General features: G+C 67.8%; 16 protein-coding genes. 13 read left to right on the top strand and 3 right to left on the bottom strand.

Annotated features, from left to right (window positions below; all coding sequences use genetic code 11):
- Positions 1 to 8: 8 nt before the first annotated feature.
- Complete coding sequence (locus DFO63_RS18385) at positions 9 to 1625, bottom strand: EAL domain-containing protein (protein ID WP_119007532.1); 1617 nt, start codon at positions 1623 to 1625, stop codon at positions 9 to 11.
- Positions 1626 to 1855: 230 nt separating this feature from the next.
- Between DFO63_RS18385 and cycA the strand changes: the two genes are divergently transcribed.
- Both cycA and DFO63_RS18370 read left to right on the top strand, forming a co-directional pair.
- Positions 1856 to 3229, top strand: a complete 1374-nt coding sequence (gene cycA, locus DFO63_RS18380) for a D-serine/D-alanine/glycine transporter (protein WP_049444868.1) — start codon at positions 1856 to 1858, stop codon at positions 3227 to 3229.
- Between the two features lie 328 nt (positions 3230 to 3557).
- Entirely contained in the window at positions 3558 to 4334 is a 777-nt protein-coding gene (locus tag DFO63_RS18370; RefSeq protein WP_119007530.1) for a lytic transglycosylase domain-containing protein, read from the top strand.
- A gap of 7 nt (positions 4335 to 4341) precedes the next feature.
- Here DFO63_RS18370 and DFO63_RS18365 read toward each other — a convergent pair whose 3' ends face one another.
- Positions 4342 to 5862 (bottom strand): hypothetical protein, encoded by a 1521-nt coding sequence (locus DFO63_RS18365; protein WP_049442821.1) that lies wholly within the window; start codon positions 5860 to 5862, stop codon positions 4342 to 4344.
- A 160-nt stretch (positions 5863 to 6022) separates the two neighbouring features.
- Between DFO63_RS18365 and DFO63_RS18360 the strand changes: the two genes are divergently transcribed.
- The gene (locus DFO63_RS18360) at positions 6023 to 8104 is read left to right on the top strand and encodes an NHL repeat-containing protein (RefSeq protein WP_119007529.1); all 2082 of its coding nucleotides are present in this window, start codon (positions 6023 to 6025) and stop codon (positions 8102 to 8104) included.
- Here DFO63_RS18360 and DFO63_RS18355 read toward each other — a convergent pair.
- Positions 8082 to 8489 (bottom strand): YciI family protein, encoded by a 408-nt coding sequence (locus DFO63_RS18355; protein WP_005412102.1) that lies wholly within the window; start codon positions 8487 to 8489, stop codon positions 8082 to 8084. The genes DFO63_RS18360 and DFO63_RS18355 overlap by 23 nt on opposite strands.
- Before the next feature lie 718 nt (positions 8490 to 9207).
- Between DFO63_RS18355 and DFO63_RS18350 the strand changes: the two genes are divergently transcribed.
- From DFO63_RS18350 to DFO63_RS18305, 10 genes are all read left to right on the top strand, one after another.
- A complete protein-coding gene (locus DFO63_RS18350) occupies positions 9208 to 9621 on the top strand; it encodes a YciI family protein (RefSeq protein WP_119007528.1) in 414 nt (137 codons plus the stop codon).
- Between the two features lie 67 nt (positions 9622 to 9688).
- On the top strand, positions 9689 to 10111 hold the full coding sequence (locus DFO63_RS18345) for a VOC family protein (RefSeq protein WP_014035813.1): 423 nt from the start codon (positions 9689 to 9691) through the stop codon (positions 10109 to 10111).
- Between the two features lie 34 nt (positions 10112 to 10145).
- Positions 10146 to 10556 (top strand): VOC family protein, encoded by a 411-nt coding sequence (locus tag DFO63_RS18340; RefSeq protein ID WP_101764849.1) that lies wholly within the window; start codon positions 10146 to 10148, stop codon positions 10554 to 10556.
- 23 nt (positions 10557 to 10579) lie between these two features.
- Positions 10580 to 10936 carry a DUF1428 domain-containing protein gene (locus tag DFO63_RS18335; protein ID WP_014645774.1) on the top strand — a complete coding sequence of 119 codons (357 nt, stop codon included), beginning with the start codon at positions 10580 to 10582 and terminating at the stop codon, positions 10934 to 10936.
- Positions 10937 to 10981: 45 nt separating this feature from the next.
- Complete coding sequence (locus DFO63_RS18330) at positions 10982 to 12244, top strand: sigma-70 family RNA polymerase sigma factor (protein WP_119007527.1); 1263 nt, start codon at positions 10982 to 10984, stop codon at positions 12242 to 12244.
- A gap of 106 nt (positions 12245 to 12350) precedes the next feature.
- Positions 12351 to 13547: a hypothetical protein gene (locus DFO63_RS18325; RefSeq protein WP_101764851.1), complete on the top strand. Its 1197-nt coding sequence runs from the start codon at positions 12351 to 12353 to the stop codon at positions 13545 to 13547.
- The gene (locus DFO63_RS18320) at positions 13538 to 14638 is read left to right on the top strand and encodes a hypothetical protein (protein WP_014035818.1); all 1101 of its coding nucleotides are present in this window, start codon (positions 13538 to 13540) and stop codon (positions 14636 to 14638) included. Before DFO63_RS18325 ends, DFO63_RS18320 begins: the two co-directional genes overlap by 10 nt.
- A 94-nt stretch (positions 14639 to 14732) precedes the next feature.
- A complete protein-coding gene (locus DFO63_RS18315; protein WP_014035819.1) occupies positions 14733 to 15419 on the top strand; it encodes a hypothetical protein in 687 nt (228 codons plus the stop codon).
- A gap of 16 nt (positions 15420 to 15435) precedes the next feature.
- Positions 15436 to 17088: a CsgG/HfaB family protein gene (locus DFO63_RS18310; RefSeq protein WP_119007526.1), complete on the top strand. Its 1653-nt coding sequence runs from the start codon at positions 15436 to 15438 to the stop codon at positions 17086 to 17088.
- A 371-nt stretch (positions 17089 to 17459) separates the two neighbouring features.
- A complete protein-coding gene (locus DFO63_RS18305; RefSeq protein ID WP_100439777.1) occupies positions 17460 to 19109 on the top strand; it encodes a M28 family metallopeptidase in 1650 nt (549 codons plus the stop codon).
- The last annotated feature ends 39 nt before the right edge of the window (positions 19110 to 19148 follow it).

The following is a 19148-nucleotide window of genomic DNA, read 5'->3' as shown; positions in this document are numbered from 1 at the left end:
TGGCCGTCCTACTCGATCCCCTCACGCTCGATCGGCACGCTGCGCGGGTTCTGCATGTGTTCGCGTGCTGCGCCGTACTGCTGCTGCCGCTTGTGATGGAAAGCGACGAATTCATCACGCGGCAGCGGCCGCGAGAACAGCCAGCCCTGACCGAATTCCACGTGCCGGCTGTGCAGGTAGGCCAGCTGCGCTTCGGTTTCCACGCCCTCGGCCACCACCCACAGGCCCAGCTCCTTGGCCATGTCGATGATGTGCGGCGTGACCGGGCTGGTCGCGCTTTCGGTATCGATCGCATCGATGAACGACTTGTCGATCTTCAGCGCGTCCAGTGGCAGCTGCTCCAGGTACTGCAGGCTGGAGAAGCCGACGCCGAAATCGTCGATGGCCACGCTGTGGCCGGCGCGGCGGGCGGCGGCGAGCATGGTGCGTGCGCGGTCCAGGTCGAGGAAGCCGCGTTCGGTGGCCTCCATCCAGATCTGCTGCGGCAGGATGCCGCTGCCGGCCATGTGTCGGGCAATCATCTTCAGGGCGCGGCCGCTGCTGATGTCCTCGGCGGCGAGGTTGATCGCGATGTGCGCGCTGCGGTCGGCCACCAGCAGCTCGCGCATGTCGCGCACCACGTTCTCGATCACCAGGTCGGTGACGTCGGCGATCATGCCGGCCTCCTCGGCCAGCGGAATGAACAGGTCGGGCCGCACCTGGGTGCCATCCGGGCGTTGCCAGCGCACCAGTGCCTCGGCGCCGACGCAGATGCCGGTGTCCAGTTCGATGATCGGCTGGTAATGCAGGTACAGCTCGCGGCGGCGGATGGCGGTGGCCAGTTCACCGCGCAGCGACAGGCGGCGCCGCGACAGCCAGATCACCAGGCCGGCACCGGCGGCGGCCAGCAGCAGGCCCACCGGCACGTACAGCCACGCCTGCTGGCGGAACGCCGCGGCCAGCGCGGTGCGCGGCGTGGTGGCGATGGCCAGCCATTCCTCGTTGCGCGCGGTGGCGAACAGGGTGCTGTGATCCAGGCCTTCGCCGGGGTCGCGCAGCAGTGCCTGCAGCAGGTCCGGATCCAGGCCTGGCTGTTGGGCCAGCAGGCGTCCATCGGGGCTGGCCAGCGCCAGCCGCACGTTCGGGTCGGCAATGACATCGACGAAGCGGCGCGGGTCCACCAGTGCGTCGTAGGACCCATACAGGACCGCGAGCACCTGGCGGCGCCCGCTGTTTTCCGGGCGCACATCCACCGCGATGCCGGCGCCATCGCTGGTGACGTGGTCCGGCGTGGGCTGATCCACGTCGGACAGGAACGGTCCCCACGAGGTGCAGCGCAGCTTGCCGCCTTCGAAGTAGCCCATCTGGTCGATCGATGGGGTGGTCATGACCAGGGTCTGCAGGCGCCGGATGTGCTCGGGACTGCAGGGTACGTAGCCACCGGCCTCGGCCGATTTCAGTGCCGCCAGCGCTTCCTGGTAGGACAGGTCGGAGCGGCGCAGGGTACGGTCGGCAATGTCGCGCAGGCGCTGCTGTTCGACGCTGATCGCGCGGTCCCAGGTGGCATAGGCCATGACCGCGATCGGCACCGCAGCGGCCAGCAGCGCCAGCGCGGTGCCGCCGATGATGACGCGCAGGCGGCTCATGGCCGGGGCTCCAGCGGGGCGGGCGGGGCAGGGCACATGGTCGGGCCGGTCCTTGGGCAGGTGCGGCTATCTGAGCATGGCGCTGGGCCGGGCGGAATGGGATCAATACGGTATTCGGTCACATTGTGGTGAAAGCGGCCGACTTTGACGTAATAGGTCCGTCCGGCGCTGGCGCTTGGCGCCGTGGAGGACTACCGTCGGATGCTTCGCCCGTCCCTTAGCCCGCGCCCATGACCGAGCCCGCAACGCCCCCCGAGCACCTGCGCCGCAGCCTGTCCAACCGCCACCTGCAACTGATCGCCATCGGCGGTGCCATCGGTACCGGCCTGTTCATGGGGTCAGGCAAGACCATCAGCCTGGCCGGCCCGTCCATCGTCTTCGTCTACCTGATCATCGGCGCGATGCTGTTCTTCGTGATGCGCGCGATGGGCGAGCTGCTGCTGTCCAACCTGCAGTACAAATCCTTCATCGATTTCTCCACTGACCTGCTCGGCCCGTGGGCCGGGTTCTTCTGTGGATGGACCTACTGGTTCTGCTGGATCGTCACCGCCATTGCCGACGTGATCGCGATCGCCGCCTATGCGCAGTTCTGGTTCCCCGGGCTTGAAGCCTGGAAACCGGCGCTGGCCTGCGTGATGCTGCTGCTGGCGTTGAACCTGGTGACGGTGAAGCTGTTCGGTGAAATGGAATTCTGGTTCGCGCTGATCAAGATCGTGGCGATCTGCGCGTTGATCATCACCGGCGCCGGGCTGGTGGCGTGGGGCTTCACCTCGCCCAGTGGTCACACCGCATCGCTGTCGAACCTGTGGAATGACGGCGGCATGTTCCCGATGGGACTGGTCGGCTTCTTCGCCGGTTTCCAGATTGCGGTGTTCGCCTTCGTCGGCATCGAGCTGGTGGGCACCACCGCCGCCGAAACCGCCGACCCCGAGCGCAACCTGCCCAAGGCGATCAACTCGATCCCGGTGCGCATCATCATCTTCTACGTGCTGGCGCTGATCGCGATCATGGCGGTGACCCCGTGGCGCCAGGTGGTGCCGGACAAGAGCCCGTTCGTGCAGCTGTTCGTGCTGGCCGGCATTCCCGCCGCCGCCAGCCTGATCAACTTCGTGGTGCTGACCTCGGCCACGTCTTCGGCCAACAGCGGCATCTTCTCCACCAGCCGCATGCTGTACGGCCTGGCCGAAGAGGGCCACGCCCCGCGCGGGCTGTCGAAGCTGTCACGCGCCGCGGTGCCGGCCCGCGGCCTGCTGTTCTCATGCCTGTGCCTGCTGGGCGGCACGCTGCTGATCTACCTGATTCCCAACCTGGTGACTGCCTTCACCCTGGTGACGACGCTGGCGACGGTGCTGTTCATCTTCGTCTGGTCGCTGATCCTGGTGGCCTACATGGCCTATCGCCGCCGCTACCCGGAGCGCCACGCTGCATCGATCTTCAAAATGCCCGGCGGCGTTGCGATGTGCTGGGCCTGCCTGGTGTTCTTCGCCGGCGTGCTGGTGCTGCTGAGCCTGCAGGGCGACACCCGCCAGGCGCTGATCGCCAGCCCGGCGTGGTTCGTGCTGCTGGGCGTGGGGTATTGGGTACGGCGGAGGGCTGCGAAGTAACCCGGCGTTTTCGTTCCATTGATTGATCCACTGTCTCCGGACGTTTCATCCACGCATGGCGTGGATCTACTGCCCGCTGCCGGGAACTGTCGAAGGCGGGGTGGGTCCGGTTGTGGGGGGCGTGAGCCGCATGGATGCGGCGACCGAGCTTACATGGACGTACTTGCAGCGTCCCCCACAACCGGACCCACCCCGCCTCCTCGCAGGAAAACGGCTGTTGCTGTTGAGGTTGCCGGCCAGCGGCCGGCACTACCGCAGGTGCAGGGCGCAGCCCTGCCGACCCCCATTCACCCAACATTAGCGGGCGCGGCCGGATCATCCGGCCGCCATGTCCCGTCGCCCCCTCCTGCTCGCGCTGTTGCTGCTGCCCAGCCTGTGGCCCGGGCTGGCCGCCGCGCGCACCGTCTATCGCTGCGTGCAGGGCAACACCGTCAGCCTGGCCACCGCCCCGGAACCGGGCTCGCGCTGTACCGCCAGGGAGATCGACGACAACGCCATCCAGACCCCGAACCTATGGGGCAACATGGGCGTGTTCAGCGGCGTGTTGTACGAACGCGAACAGGACGGGGCGATGGTCTACTCCACGCGCAACCTGCCTGGCTCGCGAGTGTTCCTGAAGTTCACCGTGGCCACGCCGCCGGGCGAGCCGGCGCACGAAGGCCTGGGCAAGGTCGGCACGCCGCAGCTGGCGCAGCACGCCAGGCAGTTCAAGGCCGCAGCCAAGGCCACCGGCGTCGATGATGCCTGGCTGCGTGCCATCGCCCACGCCGAAAGCAATTTCGACGCGCTGGCGGTATCCAGCAAGGGCGCACAGGGGGTGATGCAGCTGATGCCCGATACCGCGCAGGAATACGGGGTGAGCGATCCGTTCTCGCCGCAGCAGTCGATCGAGGGCGGCGCGCGCTACATGCGCGCGCTGCTGCGCCGCTACAACGGCGACCGCCCGTTGGCGGCGGCCGCCTACAACGCGGGCATCGGTGCGGTCACCCGCTACAAGGGCGTACCGCCCTATGCCGAAACCCTGGCCTACGTGGACAAGGTGATGGCGCTGTACGCGCGCTACCGTGAAGCGATGGGCATCCGTACCGAGGTGCCGGCGCGCTAGCAGGCACTCAGCGCGAGGTGGAAGTGCTGACCAGGTCGTAGCGCTCGATGCGGCCGACACGTGCTACCTCGGCCTGTACATCCGCGCGCTGCTTGAGTGCGCGCCAGGCGGCATCGATGCGTACGTCGCCCGGCAGTGACGGATAGGTGCGCATGTCCTGCAGGCTGGCCAGGGTTTCACCGCGTTCAACCGGCGAGCGCAGCTGTTCGATCAGCACGGCGGCGGCCCCGTCCAGGTTGCCTTCCTCCAGCAGCATTTCGCGATGGAACAGGCGGGCATCATCGCGCTGGGCCAGGATCACCGCGCGCGCCGCATCGCGTGCCTTGGCATCGCCACGCTCGCGGGCGGCGGCGAACTGCAGCAGCGCCTGCGCAGCCTTGCCGTAGCCAGCGAGCCCCGGCATGTCATTCACTGCCTGCGCAGCGTCCTGCATGCGGCCCAGCGAACTGAACACGAAACCGACATTCATCTGGTGCTCGACACCATCCGGGCCGAGCGCGCCGATGCGTGCGGCCTGCTTCGCGGTGGCCAGCGCCTCATCGGTGCGGCCCAGCCGGCGCAGCGCGGTGAGCCGGCTGTTGAGCAGCCAGGCCACCCATTCCGCTTCCGCGGCGGAAGGCGATTCGCCGTTGCTCGCCGCACCAGCCATGCCCTCGGTCAACGACAGCACTTCCTCGTTGCGGTCCAGCATCAGCAGGGTGGTGCTGAACTCGGCCATGCGCGCATCCAGTGCGCGGTCGAGCAGGCCGGAGACGCGCAGTTGATCGAGGTGGCGCTGTGCCGCCTGCACCGGATCGAAGCGCGCATCGCCGCGATCGACATAGCGGTCGAAGCGCTTGTCGCTGCGCAGGCGGATGATCTCGGCCGGGCTGTCGATGCGCGCCAGCGTGGCTGGGATGCCGTCACCACGCCCGTTGTCGGCCTGCAGCGTGGCCAGCGCCAGCCACAGCCCGGTGGGTTCCAGGCCGCCACTCTTCCAGCCGTTGTCGAACAGCGCCTGCAGCAGGTCCATGCGCTTCTGTGGCTGGTCACGCAGGCGGTACTGCAGGTAGTTGATGGCGTGGTGATCGACCGGCAGCGGTGCGTCGGCATGCTGCAGTGCCTTCACCAGGAAGGTGGTGGCTGCGGCCGGCTGGTTGTCCGACAGTTCCACCGACACCTGGGTGAGCAGGACCTGGGCATCCTCCGGCAGGGCCTCCTGCGCCCGCTGCAGGTAGCGGCGGGCCTGGTCCGGCTTCTTCTGCATCAGCGCGGTCCAGCCGGCCACCTGCGCGGCGCGGCCACGATGCTCGGCATCGAAGTCGTCCAGCAGCGGATCCTCCATCAGCCGCTCCATGCTGATCAGTGCGCCCAGCGTATTGCCGCTGCGTGCCTGCTGGATCGCTTCATCCCAGCGCGTGGCGTACGCCGCGTGTACTGCATCGGCGGTGGCGGAGGGCTTCTGCGGGGCCACCGTGATCGAGGCGGAGGCGGACGCGCTGGCCAATGCGGCCAGCAGCAGGGCGGCCAGGGGGATGATGCGGGGCATGGAGGATCTCCATCCGTGGGAACCGCATTGAACCTGCTGCAGCCAGTGAGAACAAGCAGGGCGCATGGAACTCTGCTGTTCCCCCGTACGATTGGCCGTGGCGGATCGCACCTTCACCGTCTATTGTCGGTGCCTCTTCAGGCAGGAGCAGCGCAGCACGATGGCACGGTGGCAATGGATGGTGGCAGGGGTGGCGTCTGCAACGGCGGTGGCATTGGCAGCGACCTGGTGGGAGACGCCGCTGCACACGCTGGCCGAGCCTGCGGGCCCGGCGCCCACGCCATTGGCCTGGACCGCACAGATCGAGCCGTTGGCCGGTGACGGCCATCCCGGTGACCGGGACGGTGGATCCGCGCAGGCGCGTTTCGCCGATCCCTACGCGCTGCTGCGCGGTGCCGATGGCAGCATCTACTTCACCGATGCCGGCGACAACAACCGCATCCGTCGCCGACTGCCCGATGGCCGCATCGAAACCGTGGCCGGGCAGGGCGAGGGACGCGTCGACGGCCCGGCACTGCAGGCCAGTTTCAATACCCCCTCGGGCATTGCCGCCGACGCGCAGGGCAACCTGTATGTGGCCGACACCGGCAACCACGCGATCCGCCGCATCGGCACCGATGGCCAGGTGACCACGCTGGCCGGTGGCGAACAGGGCCATGCAGATGGCCCCGGCGCGCAGGCCCGCTTCGATGCGCCGATGGGCATCGCAGTGGATGCGCAGGGCCAGGTCTACGTGGCCGATACGTTCAATGATCGCATCCGGGTGATCGGCACCGATGGCAGCGTGCGCACCCTGGCCGGTGGTGATCGGCCGGGCCTTGCCGATGGCGTGGGCGCCGCTGCGCGTTTCGATACGCCGGTGGCGCTGGCCTTCGACGCGCAGGGTGCGTTGCTGGTGGCCGATCTGTTCAACAACGCGGTGCGCCGGGTGGCGGCCGATGGCACGGTCAGTACGGTGGTCGCCGCCGGTGGCGTGATCAATGGGCCGCTGTCGCTGGCTACCACCCACGATGGCGTGCTGTACGTGGGTGACCTGGATGGCCGCATCGTGCAGGTGACGCCGCAGGGCCACCAGATCGCGCTGGTCGGCAATGGCCGCCTGCCGCGCCTGGCCCGCCCCAGTGGCCTGGCGATGGATGCCGATGGCAGCGTGCTGGTGGCCGACGCCGCCAGCTACCGCCTGCACCGCCTGCGCCCGTTGCCGGTGGGTGACCTGCCGGCGCCGGCGCTGGTCGGCCCGGCCGCTGATGCCGCGTTGCCGAAGACCGGGGGCCGTTGGCCGCTGGCACCGCAGGAGGGCTGGCACGAAGTGGTCGGTACGCTGGGCGAAGTGCGTGGCAACTTCAGCGGCGAGAGCCGCCACCACCTGCACGGCGGCTTCGATGTACGCGGTGATGTGGGACAGACCGTGCTGGCGATCGCCGACGGCAAGATCAGCAGCCCGGTGGCGGCCTGGAACCTGGGCGAGCAGGCCGAGGGCCTGGCCGTGGATCGTCTCAAGTACATCCACATGCGGGTCGGCCGCAGCCCGCGCGACCAGCCGTTCGATGCGCGCTGGCAGGTGTTGTATGACGAGCAGGGCAAGCTGGAACGGATGCGTGTGCGCCGTGGCATGCGCATCCACGTCGGTGACCGCCTGGGCAGCATCAACAACCAGGCGCACGTGCATCTGGCGGTGGGTACCGGCGGTTTCGAGACCAACGCGGTGGCGCTGGGCTTCCACAACTACGCCGACCACTTCGCGCCGCGCATCACCGATGTGGCCCTGCTGGACGACAACGACCAGCCGATGGCGGCGGGCAGCGACGGCGTAGTGATGGTGGCGCGCCAGGGCCGCGGCGTGCAGATCGTGATCGAGGCCTGGGACCAGGTCGACAACAACCTGCCGCGTCGCCGCCTGGGCATGTACCAGGTGGGCTACCAGATCCTCGATGCCGCTGGACAGCCGCTGCAGGGCTACGAGCAGCCGCGCTGGAACATCGTGTTCAACCGCATGCCGCCGCAGAAGGAAGCGGTGCGCGTGGCCTACGCACCGGACAGCGGCATCACCGTGCATGGCAGCGCGGTCACCCGTTTCCGCTACCTGGCCACCAACACCGTGCGTGACGGCCTGATGGAGACCGGGCGCTGGCAGCCGGCGGCGCTGCCGCCGGGCGAGTACATCGTGCGCGCCAGCGTGCGCGACTACAGCGGCAACGAAGGCGTCGGCCCGCGCGAGATCAGAGTACGGCTGCTGCCATAGCGGCAGCCGGGGCGCCGCAGCGTTCGCGTTCGGCGTCCATGTCCTCCAGCGGCCGCACCTCGATGCTGCCGAAGCGCGCCCAGGGGAAGTCGCGGGCGATGCGCATGGCTTCGTCGCGGTCGCGGGCGACGATCAGGTTGAAGCCGGCCAGCAGTTCGCGGGTTTCGGCGAACGGGCCATCGAGCACACGGCTGTGGCCATCGCGCACACGCAGGGTCTGCGCGGTGTCGACCGGCTGCAGCTTCTGCGCGGCCAGCAGCGTGCCTTCGGCCTGCAGCTTGTCGGCGTGGGCGAGGCAGTCGCGCATCAGCGCGTTGAATTCTTCGGTGGGCAGGGCCTGCAGCAGGGCAGGCTCGATATAGATCAGAAGCAGGTACTGCTGCATGGCACGGTCCTGGCGGGGGCGGGGTGCCCATGATGGCGCAGGTTTGTCTGCCGGCATGCTGCAGCGCGAAAAGCCGCCTGCGGCGGGCGAACGGCGAACGGCGGAGCCCCTCCGTGGTGGGGTGGGTTGGTCGCTGAAAGCTGGGTTTCTGCGGGTGGGCCGGGCGGGTGGGATTGGCGGGGACGCCGTGAATCCGTCCGTGGAGGCTTAGCCGCGCCATCCATGGCGCGGATACCCCGCCAATCCCACCCGCCTGACCCCTGACAGATTCCGGTCGCCGAACCACCACGGGAAATCAACAACAAGAGCGAAAGCGGGTCGCTTCGCTCGCAAAGCCGAGGCCGCCAGCCAACCGCCGTTGCTGTTGCTTTTGTTTTTTTTCTTGATCTTCCCGTGGTGGAACGGAGACAGGAACTTGTCCAAGGCCGGGTGGGTAGGCGGGGCGGGGGTGTCCGCGGCATGGATGCCGCGGCCAAGCCCCCAGGGACGGGTTTACGGCGTCCCCCGACCCGCCTACCCACCCGGCCAAACCCATGAACCCGAGCTTTTCAGCGACCAACCCACCCCCACCACGGAGGGGCTCCGCCGTTCGCCGATCGCCGCCGAAGGCGCGCTTTCCACGGAAGAAATAATTTTCAGAAGACGTGTCGATTCCCAGCCCCCTGGTTCGTTGTACCCAGTGAAGGGCACGCACCACGCGTCCCCACGGGAGACCTCAATGAAAGTGATGGTGATCGTGAAGGCCAACGCCGACTCCGAAGCCGGCCGCATGCCCAGCGAACAGGAACTGTCCGAAATGGGCACCTTCAACGAACAACTCGTGGCCGCCGGCATCATGCTGGCCGGTGAAGGGCTGCACGCCACCCAGCGCGGCCGCCGTATTCACTTCGGCGGCGCGGCACCCAAGGTCGAGGCCGGTCCGTTCGGTCCTGCCAGCGAACAGATCGCCGGCTTCTGGCTGTGGGAGGTGCGGTCGCTGGACGAGGCGGTTGAATGGGCCAGCCGCGCGCCGTTCGGCAGTGGCGGCACGCTCGAATTGCGTCCCTTGATCTCCGCTGAAGACTTCGGCGAAGCCTTCACCCCTGAATTACAGCAGCAGGAACAGCGTCTGCGTGCACAGCTGGAAGGTTGACCCGATTCATCTCCCTGCCGGGCACGACCCGGCGCTACTGCCCTGAACCACACCACGGAGTATTGCCATGAGACTGATTCCCTTCCTCGGCTTCAGCGGCCAGGCCCACGACGCGATGGCGTTCTACGCCAAGGCACTCGGTGGCCAGGTCACCTCGGAAATGAAGTACCGCGACATGCCGCCGTCCGATGGCATGCCCGGCTGCAACGAGATGCCGGCGCAGACCCTGGACCACGTTGCGCACAGCCAGCTGGAGATCGGCAACGCCATCGTGATGGCGGCCGATGGCCCCGGCGGCGGCGAGGGTGGCTCGACCACCATCAATGTCGACGTCGACAGCATTGAAGAAGCCGAACGCGTATTCGCCGCGCTGGCCGAGGGTGGCCAGGTGCAGATGCCGATCGCCGAAACGTTCTGGGCACACCGCTGGGGCATGCTGATCGACCGCTACGGCAAGCCGTGGATGGTCAACTGCATGAAGCAGCCCTGATCCCGTCTCTTTCATCTACCCAGGAGCTTTACCGATGAGTGCACCGCAACCGCAGATGATCTTCGTCAACCTGCCCGTGCAGGATCTGAACGCGTCCAAGGCCTTCTTCGCCGCGTTGGGCTACAGCTTCAACCCGACCTTCACCAATGACGATGCGGCCTGCATGGTGATCAGCGAGAGCATCTTCGTGATGCTGCTGACCCAGCCGTTCTTCAAGCAGTTCACCACCAAGTCGATTGCTGACGCGCATCAGCAGACCGAGGTGATCACCTGCCTGTCGGCCGACAGCCGCAAGGCCGTGGACGTGATGGTGGACAAGGCACTGGCGGCCGGCGCCAGCGAACCGCAGCCCGCGCGCGACTACGGTTTCATGTACCAGCGTGGCTTCCAGGATCTGGATGGCCATCTCTGGGAAATCGCACACATGGACGGCGAGCCGGGCTGACGGCCGCCGCAGGGAGAACCCGCATGGCTTACGTGGATGCTTACGTGCTGCCGTGCCCGCAGGACAAGGTGGCGGCCTACCGCCGCCTTGCCCGCAAGGCCGGCGCGGTGTGGAAGGACCATGGCGCGCTGCAGTACATGGAATGCGTAGCCGACGATGTGGAACCGGGCAAGAGCACCTCGTTCCCGCGCGCGGTCAAGGCGAAGCCGGGCGAGACGGTGATCGTTGCCTTCGTGGTGTTCCGCTCGCGCGCGGCACGCGACCGCATCAACGCAAAGGTGATGGCCGACCCGCGGCTGGCGTCGCTGGGCCCGAAGGACATGCCGTTCGATACCCGGCGCATGTTCTGGGGCGGCTTCAAGCCGATTGTTGAAGCGTGAGCTGCGGCGCTTGTGCAGGCCGGGCGTGCGTGCTGTGATCGGCGCATGCTCGAGCCCGCACTGACGCAGCGTCTGGAAACCCTCTGGCGGATGGAGTCGCCAGTGCTGATCGCGCGCCTGGCGCGGCTGCTCGGTGGCGATGTCGGCCGTGCCGAGGAACTGGCCCAGGACACCTGGCTGGCCGCGCTGGAGCGTTGGCCGGAGCAGGGCATCCCGGACAACCCCGGAGCCTGGCTGATGACCACCGCGCGCAACCGTGCCATCGATGTGCTGCGCCAGCACCAGCGGGTGGCGCAGCAGCACGCGCAGTGGGGCGAGGAACTGCATCCGGCGGCGCTGCCGGCACCCGATGACACCCAGGCGCTGGAGGATGACCTGGGCGATGACCTGCTGCGGCTGATGTTCGTGGCCTGCCATCCCGTGCTGCCGGCCGATGCGCGCGTGGCACTCACCCTGCGCCTGCTCGGTGGCCTGACCACCATCGAGATCGCGCGTGCGTTCCTGCAGCCGGAGCCGACCATCGCCCAGCGCATCGTGCGCGCCAAGCGCACCCTGGCGCAGAAGCCGGTGCCCTATGAAGTGCCGCGCGCGGAGGCGATGCCGGAGCGCCTGGCCTCGGTGCTGGAGGCGATCTATCTGGTGTTCAACGAAGGCTATGCGGCCAGTGCCGGTGATGACTGGATGCGCCCGGCGCTGTGCGAGGAAGCGCTGCGGCTGGCCCGCATCCTGGCGCATCGGTTGCCGGTGGCGCCGGTGCTGGGCCTGCTGGCGTTGATGGAACTGCAGGCCTCGCGCGCAGCGGCGCGCGTGGATGCGCAGGGTGCACCGGTGCTGCTGGACCAGCAGAACCGTGCGCGTTGGGATTGGCTGCAGATCGACCGCGGGCAGCAGGTGCTGGCGCGCGCGTTGGCCATCGGTGGCGACCAGGACCCCTATGTGCTGCAGGCGCGCATCGCGGCCTGCCATGCGGCTGCGCGTCGCGCTGACGCCACCGATTGGCCGCGTATTGCTGCGCTCTATACACAGCTGCTGCAGGTGCAACCTTCGCCGGTGGTGGCATTGAACCGGGTGGTGGCGATCCTGCGCAGCGACGGTGCCTTCGCCGCGTGGGCGCAACTGCAGCCACTGCTGGTCGATCCGCGCCTGCGCGACTACGCGCCGCTGCAGGTGGTGCGCGGCGAGCTGCTGCAGGCACTGGGACGGGAGCAGGACGCGCGCGATGCATTTGCCGAAGCCTTCCGGCTCAGCCAGAACCAGGCCGAGCGCGGACTGCTGCGGCAACGGGCGGGCCTGCCCCCCACGGAGTGAACCGACAAAGGCAGCACTTGTCGGCGGGCCCGTGAGCGGCTATGTTTCGCGCCCAGCGGACGCATGAGCGTCCGCGACCCGTGCGTATTGACCGAGGAGCGGTTGGATGTATTCAAGGACGAAGAGCGCATCGCGCGCTTTTGCGCGCCTGCTTGCCTGTGCCCTGTGCCTGGCCGTATGGCCGATGGCCGTGCAGGCCGCGGACAAATCGCAGCAGGCCTATTGGGCCGGTTTTGCCTATACCGCTGACGCCGCCGCCGTGCAGGCGACCACGCCGCATGCGCATGCGGTGCTGGAACGGCGTGGCCTGGTCCCGCTGAACCAGACGCTGGCGCAGTCGCTCAAGCGCCGCGCACCGGCCCACCTGGAGCTGATCGACCAGCCGGTGGCGATGCTCGACGGCACCACCAGCGCGACCGTGCTGGCCGCAGCGCTGGACCGTGAACTGGTCTCGGTCGAGCCGATCGGCGACCAGTACAAGGTGCTGGTGGAAGTGGCGCTGCAGGCGCTGTTCTTCGACTTCCGCGAGCGCCAGGTGATCGCCTCCTATCCGCTCACCCTGCAGCGCATCGACGTGCAGGACTACCGTCCGGACAACGACGATATCGACGCGATCGTCGCCGATCTGCTGTACGGCGGCGCCGATACCAGCCTGTCGCAGGTACTGGCGGCCAGCCTGGCGCAGGCCCGGCTGCCCGACGCCGCTGTGCGTCGCCTGCAGGTGGGTGGGGTGACCCTGTCCGACGCGGTGCGCGCCAAGCTGCCCGACCCGAAGTGGGACGCGCCGCTGCGCGCCACCCTGGCCCATGAGCTGTCCAAGACGCTGTCGTCCAACACCGGCGTCGGCCTGCTGCCGCCGGCCTCGGGCCAGGCGATCGGTGGTGCGATGGCCGCCCGCTTTGCCGACGGCAAGGTCTACCAGCTGAAGATTCCCGAACCCGACTACGTCATCAACCTGCAGGTCGATGCACTGAAGAACGGTGTGATCGAGGAAACCCCGGCAATGAAGACGATGCTGTTCGGCGCCTTCTTCACCGCCAAGGTGACCGAACCGTTCTCGGGCAAGGTCTATTTCGAACAGCCGCTGCGCAAGGGGGCCACCAAGGTGGTGCCGGTCACGCAGTGGCAGGTCGACCAGTGGTCGGCCAGCTACGAAACCCTGCTGGCCGGCTTCGACGCCTTCGCCGGCGCCGCCGCCAAGCGAGCGGACTCGCGCGCCTGGCTGGACGAACAGAAGCCGGGCGGCCGCCCGTTGCAGCAGCAGACCCAAGCCCTCCAGGAGTTGATCAAGTCATGTCGTTGATGCGTACCATCCTGCTCATCCTCATCGCGCTGGTGGTGGCCTCGCCGGTCGCTGCACAGACCGCGAGTTCGCGCGGTACCGGCTCGGCCAGCTACGGCCTGCGCCTGAGTGCCGACACCCGCGCCCAGGCCCTGAACAAGGCCAAGGTCAATGCCCTGGAGGCGTACATCGCCGAAACCGGTGCGGCCAAGCTGCGCCTGTTCGAAGCACGCCGCGCCGAGTTCATCGGCGAGATCGATCGCTACGTGCTCAGCGCGGTGCAGTTGTCGGACACCGAAGACAAGAAGGCCAAGACCTACAGCGTCACCGTCCGCGCCGAGATCAACACCACCCTGCTGCAGACCAAGCTGGACGCCGGTTCGGCCGTGGCCGGCGCCACCGCCGCGCAGCGCTCGCTGCTGACCTTCCTGTTCATGGCGCGCTCGCAGGACACCGTGCAGTCGTTCCAGGACAAGGAATACCGCCGCGTCGACGCCAGCAGCAGCTACAGCGAGAACACCCGTGAAGGCGACAGCTTCCGCGGCAACTCGGTCAGCACCAACGGCAGCATCAACCAGAACGGTTCGGTGTCGGTCACCAGCGGCGGCAGCACCACCGCGCGTGCCGACAACATCACCTGGAAGGTGGCCAACGCCGCCGAGGTCAACACCGCGATGACCGGCGCCTTCAGTGCCGCCGGCTACGAAGTGGTTGAAGCCGAATACGTGGAAGGTGAGTCGCGCGGCCTGCTCAGCATCGAGCGCATCCGCAAGGATTTCAGCACCGGCAACGACCTGGCCCCGGCCACCCTGCGCGACACCGCCAACGGCATCCGTGCAGCCAACATCCCGTACATCGCCGTCGGCACCCTCGACGTCGGCATGCGTGACCGCGATCCGGCCAGCGGCAACACCCGCGTGTTCGTCACCGTCACCGGCAAGGTGCTGGACGTGACCGGTCGTTTCCCGCGCACCGTGTCGTCGGTCGGCCCGGTGCAGTTCTCCGGCACTGGCCCGAATGAAACCGTGGCCCGTACCAATGCGCTGCAGCTGGCTGCCGAAAAGGCCGCCCAGCAGATGATCAACGAGCTGAACGTCAAGGCGGTCCGCTGATCCGCCACCCCGGTGGGTGCCGAGCTCGGCATCGCCCGGGGTTACCGATTCCCCACGTGCCGCACCGCGGCCGTCTCTCCCAAAGGACTCTCACATGATCCGCAATACCGCTCTTGTCCTGGCCATCGCGGCCGCCACCCTGTCGATGCCGGCCCACGCTGGCCTGGGCAAGCTGAAGGACCTGACGGGCGCCTCCACCGGCTCCTCCAGCAGCACTTCCAGCGCCGCCGCGCCGAACGAAGCTGCGCAGGAAGCACTGGTGCGTCGTTTCGTCAGCTCGCAGTCGCACTCGCTGCAGGCCCAGACCTCGTTCGCCCGTGCCTTCGGCCTAGCCGAGCAGGTGCAGCTGCTGGAAGCCGAGCGCCAGGCGCTGTCGTCGGGTTCGGTCAGCGTCGATGCGATGAAGAAGTCGGTGTCGGTCAGCGAAGCCGCGCAGGCCGCGATCGACGAGCGCCAGGCCGCGCAGCCGGAGCTGAACGCTGAATCCAAGCAGCACTACGCCGAAGGCCTGGTCTCGCTGCTGTCCTCGGCTGCCGAAGCGCAGAAGCTGGGTGGCGAAGCCAGCAACTTCACCGCCGGCATGAAGAACCTGGGCGCGACCCAGATGGCTACCGTTGGCCGCAAGCTGGCCGCCGGTGCATGGGTGGCCAAGGAATCGCCGGGCTTCATCCAGGGCCTGTACGGTTCGACCAAGTCGGCCGTGACCTTCGCCAAGAAGAGCAAGGTGAAGGTGCCGTCCAACGCCGACTCGATGCTGGGCCAGCTGGACAAGATGAACTGATCCGAGGCGAATCCCCATGCGTACGACCCCCCGTTTGATCGGCCTGGGCCTGGCTGCCGTGCTGCTTGCAGCCTGCGGCAAGCAGGACACCCCGGCCGAAGCGCCCGCACCCGCCAAGGACAAGGCAACCAGTGCACTGGCCAGCAATGCGCCAGTGGAAGCAGCGCCCCTGCGTGGCACGCCGGATTTCGGCGGCACCACCCAGGTCGCGCGCGAGGCCGACGGCATCGGCAGCACCCCGGAACTGGCGGTGCTGGCGGCGCTGCAATCGGCGGTGGCGCAGGTCAACGGCGTACGCGTGGCCAGCCAGATGCAGAGCCTCCGTGCAGGCCTGCATGTGGATGTGGATGACGAACACGTCGGCGATATCCGCGCCGACGCGTTCACCCAGCAGATGATCGCCGGCTCGCAGGGCGCGGTGCTGGGCTATGAAATCCTGTCGCAGGACGAAGTGCGGCAGCTGGACGAGGAAACCATCGCCCGCGTGCGCGCCAGCGATGAAGGCTGGAGCTTCAAGGGCTCGGCATCTGCCAGCGCTTCCGGCGAAGCCATGGCCAAGGGCGCCGGCGGCTCGGCCAGCGTCAGGGAAAGCTACGATGAGAAGGTCAGCGTCGATGCCAAGCGTGGCGCCAGCTCGTTCGACTCCGACGTGACCCATCGCAGCATGCGCAGCTACTGGAAGGTGCGCGTGCGTGCACAGATTGCCCAGTACCGCGCACCGGACGAGCAGGGCAAGCCGAAGATCGTGGTCGCGCTGCCGCGCACCAAGGCCGGCAGCTATGCCGTGGGCGATGGCCGCGTGAGTGCAGATGAAGTGGCCGACGCGATCCGCGCGCGCCTGTCCGACACGCTGACCCAGACCCAGCGTTTCATCGTGCTGGACCGCGAGTTCGGCGACGAACTGCAGGCCGAGATCGACCACATCAACAGCGGCAACGTGCGCCTGCAGGACACCGCACGCGTCGGCCAGCAGCTGGCGACCGACCTGATCCTGATCCCGACCATCGAACGCTTCGAGTACCCGCGCAGCGTGCGCAACCTGCGCATGTCCGACCGCCAGGTGACCTCGTACTCCGGTGGCGGCCGCATCACCCTGCGCCTGGTCAACGCCACCACCGGCCAGGTGGTGATGTCCGACAGCTTCGACCACCAGCTGGCCTCGACCGGCCCGAGCACCCTGCCGCGCGTGGTCAACGGCCGCAACATGGCCGCGGCGATGATGGAATCGCTGTCCGGCCAGATCGGTACCACGATCGTCACCACGCTGTTCCCGGTGTCGGTGGTGTCGGTGGACGGTGACCAGGTGGTGCTGAGCCAGGGCGGCGAAACCCTGCAGGCCGGCCAGCGCTGGCAGGCCGTGCGCCTGGGCGAGGAACTGAAGGACCCGCAGACCGGCCGCTCGCTGGGCCGCAGTGAACACCCGTGCTGCACCATCCGCATCGACCGCGTTGCTGCACAGACCTCGTACGGCACCATCGAAGACGGCGTTGACGCGATGCGCGGCGGCTTCCGTCCGGGCCAGATCGAACTGCGCCAGAAGCTGGGCAGCAAGCCGGTTGCCGCCGCTGCTGGCGCAATGGCCTCGGCAGCACCGGCCGCCGCCGCGCGCCCGGCGGCCAAGCCGAAGCCCAAGCCCGCCGCGGCCCCGGCCGGAGACCCGAACTGGTAACAGGCTCAAGCAACACACCGATGGGGTCAGAGACCTTTCCCGCAGGGAAAGGGATCTGACCCCTTCTTGTTTCCGTTCGTGTCGACCAAGGTCGACACCTACCAACAGCAGCGGGAACCTGTCGAAGGCGGGGTGGGTCCGGTTGCGGGGGCGTGAGCCGCATGGATGCGGCGACCGAGCCTACATGGACGTATTTACGGCGTCCCCCCCAACCGGACCCACCCCGCCATCCCACCGAATGCCTGCTTCTGCTGTTGCTGTTGCTGTTGCTGTTGCTCCGGCTGTTGCTGTTGCCCTGGCTTCGGCAGGTGCAGGGCGCAGCCCTGCCGAACCCCTTACACTCCAGAAGGATTTCCCTGCTGGAGAGAGCAATGAAACGAGTGGTACTGGGCGTGCTGGCCCTGTCGGTGTCGAGCGCACTGATGGCGGCCACCCCGAAATTCGATGGCGCGCGGATCTCCGCCGACGTCAAGGAACTGGCCTCCGACGCCTACGAAGGCCGCTCGCCGGCCACTGCCGGCGAAGAGAAGACCATCGCCTACCTCAGCAAGCAGTTTGCCGACGCCGGCCTGCAGCCGGGCGGCGATCTCAAGGACGGCAAGCGCCTGTGGACCCAGGCCGTGCCGCTGCGCAAGGGCGACATCGTCGGCGCACCGCAGCTGGCGCTGCACCAGGGCGGCAAGACCGTTGCGCTGGAGCAGGGCAAGCAGATCGCCGTGCGCGCCGCCATGAACGGCGCCAGCAACGTCGATATCAGCAAGGCCCCGCTGGTGTTCCTCGGCTACGGCGTGAAAGCCCCGGAGCGCAACTGGGACGACTTCAAGGGCGTGGACCTGAAGGGCAAGATCGCTGTCGTGCTGATCAACGACCCGGACTTCGAAACCGGACAGGGTGATTTCGACGGCAAGGGCATGACCTACTACGGCCGTTGGACCTACAAGTACGAGGAAGGCGCCCGCCAGGGTGCGCTGGGCGTGCTGATCGTGCACGAGACCGCGCCGGCGTCGTATGGCTGGGCCACCGTGGCCGGTTCCAACACCAACACCATGTTCGACGTGGTACGCGACAACCCGGCCGAGAGCCATCCGCTGCTGGAAGGCTGGATCCAGCGTGACCTGGCGGTGGAACTGTTCCGCTCCGCCGGGCAGGACTTCGAGGCGCTGAAGAAGAAGGCGCAGCAGCGCGACTTCACCCCGGTGCCGCTGACCGGCGCCAGCCTGGACGCGAAGTACGCGGTGAAGACCGAAGTGATCACCTCGCACAACGTGGCCGCACGCCTGGAAGGCAGCCGCCACCCGGACGAGACGATCATCTACAGCGCGCACTGGGACCACATCGGCGTGGGCGAGCCGGACGCGCGCGGTGACCGCATCTTCAACGGCGCACTGGACAATGCCAGCGGTACTGCCTCGCTGATCGAACTGGCCCGTGGCTTTGCCAAGGAAAAGCGCCCGCAGCGCTCGCTGCTGTTCCTGGCGGTCACCGCCGAGGAGAAGGGCCTGCTGGGTTCGGAGTACTACGCCACCCATCCGCTGTACCCGCTGGAAAAGACCGTGGCGGTGATCAACATGGATGGCATGGCGCCGTTCGGCCCATCGCGTGACTTCGGCATCTACGGTGCCGCGCGCTTCGAGCTGCTGGACCAGCTGAAGGACGTGGCCAAGGGTTGGGATATCCGCTACACGCCGGACCCGAAGCCGGAAGCGGGCCTGTTCTTCCGCTCCGATCACTTCCCGTTCGCCAAGCGCGGCGTGCCGGCGCTGTCCTGGTCGGCCGGCCAGGACTGGGTGGACGGTGGCGTGGCCGCAGGCAAGAAGGCCTCCGAGGACTACACCGCCAAGCGCTACCACCAGCAGGGCGACGAGTGGCAGCCGGACTGGGTGTTCGCCGGTGCCGCCCGCGACCTGGAAGTGCTGTACACGCTGGGCAACCAGCTGGCCAACTCGCGCAGCTGGCCGAACTGGAGCAAGGACGAGTCGTTCCGCGCCGTGCGTGACGCCAGCGCCGACCAGCGCAAATAACGGCGTTCGGTAGTGCCGGCCGCTGGCCGGCAACCTTGT

Origin of the sequence: Stenotrophomonas sp. AG209 (assembly GCF_003550055.1) — a bacterium.
Lineage (GTDB): Bacteria > Pseudomonadota > Gammaproteobacteria > Xanthomonadales > Xanthomonadaceae > Stenotrophomonas.
Note: the sequence above shows the minus strand (reverse complement) of the source record. Positions and strands in the feature narration are given on the sequence as shown.

Excerpts from the sequence above, each read along its gene's own strand:
- DFO63_RS18340 (WP_101764849.1), top strand. The coding sequence starts at position 10,146 with ATGAGTGCACCGCAACCGCAGATGATCTTCGTCAACCTGCCCGTGCAG.
- DFO63_RS18320 (WP_014035818.1), top strand. The coding sequence starts at position 13,538 with ATGTCGTTGATGCGTACCATCCTGCTCATCCTCATCGCGCTGGTGGTG.
- DFO63_RS18350 (WP_119007528.1), top strand. The coding sequence starts at position 9,208 with ATGAAAGTGATGGTGATCGTGAAGGCCAACGCCGACTCCGAAGCCGGC.
- DFO63_RS18355 (WP_005412102.1), bottom strand. The coding sequence starts at position 8,489 with ATGCAGCAGTACCTGCTTCTGATCTATATCGAGCCTGCCCTGCTGCAG.
- DFO63_RS18325 (WP_101764851.1), top strand. The coding sequence starts at position 12,351 with ATGTATTCAAGGACGAAGAGCGCATCGCGCGCTTTTGCGCGCCTGCTT.
- DFO63_RS18365 (WP_049442821.1), bottom strand. The coding sequence starts at position 5,862 with ATGCCCCGCATCATCCCCCTGGCCGCCCTGCTGCTGGCCGCATTGGCC.
- DFO63_RS18330 (WP_119007527.1), top strand. The coding sequence starts at position 10,982 with ATGCTCGAGCCCGCACTGACGCAGCGTCTGGAAACCCTCTGGCGGATG.
- cycA (WP_049444868.1), top strand. The coding sequence starts at position 1,856 with ATGACCGAGCCCGCAACGCCCCCCGAGCACCTGCGCCGCAGCCTGTCC.
- DFO63_RS18370 (WP_119007530.1), top strand. The coding sequence starts at position 3,558 with ATGTCCCGTCGCCCCCTCCTGCTCGCGCTGTTGCTGCTGCCCAGCCTG.
- DFO63_RS18310 (WP_119007526.1), top strand. The coding sequence starts at position 15,436 with ATGCGTACGACCCCCCGTTTGATCGGCCTGGGCCTGGCTGCCGTGCTG.
- DFO63_RS18305 (WP_100439777.1), top strand. The coding sequence starts at position 17,460 with ATGAAACGAGTGGTACTGGGCGTGCTGGCCCTGTCGGTGTCGAGCGCA.
- DFO63_RS18360 (WP_119007529.1), top strand. The coding sequence starts at position 6,023 with ATGGCACGGTGGCAATGGATGGTGGCAGGGGTGGCGTCTGCAACGGCG.
- DFO63_RS18345 (WP_014035813.1), top strand. The coding sequence starts at position 9,689 with ATGAGACTGATTCCCTTCCTCGGCTTCAGCGGCCAGGCCCACGACGCG.
- DFO63_RS18335 (WP_014645774.1), top strand. The coding sequence starts at position 10,580 with ATGGCTTACGTGGATGCTTACGTGCTGCCGTGCCCGCAGGACAAGGTG.
- DFO63_RS18385 (WP_119007532.1), bottom strand. The coding sequence starts at position 1,625 with ATGAGCCGCCTGCGCGTCATCATCGGCGGCACCGCGCTGGCGCTGCTG.
- DFO63_RS18315 (WP_014035819.1), top strand. The coding sequence starts at position 14,733 with ATGATCCGCAATACCGCTCTTGTCCTGGCCATCGCGGCCGCCACCCTG.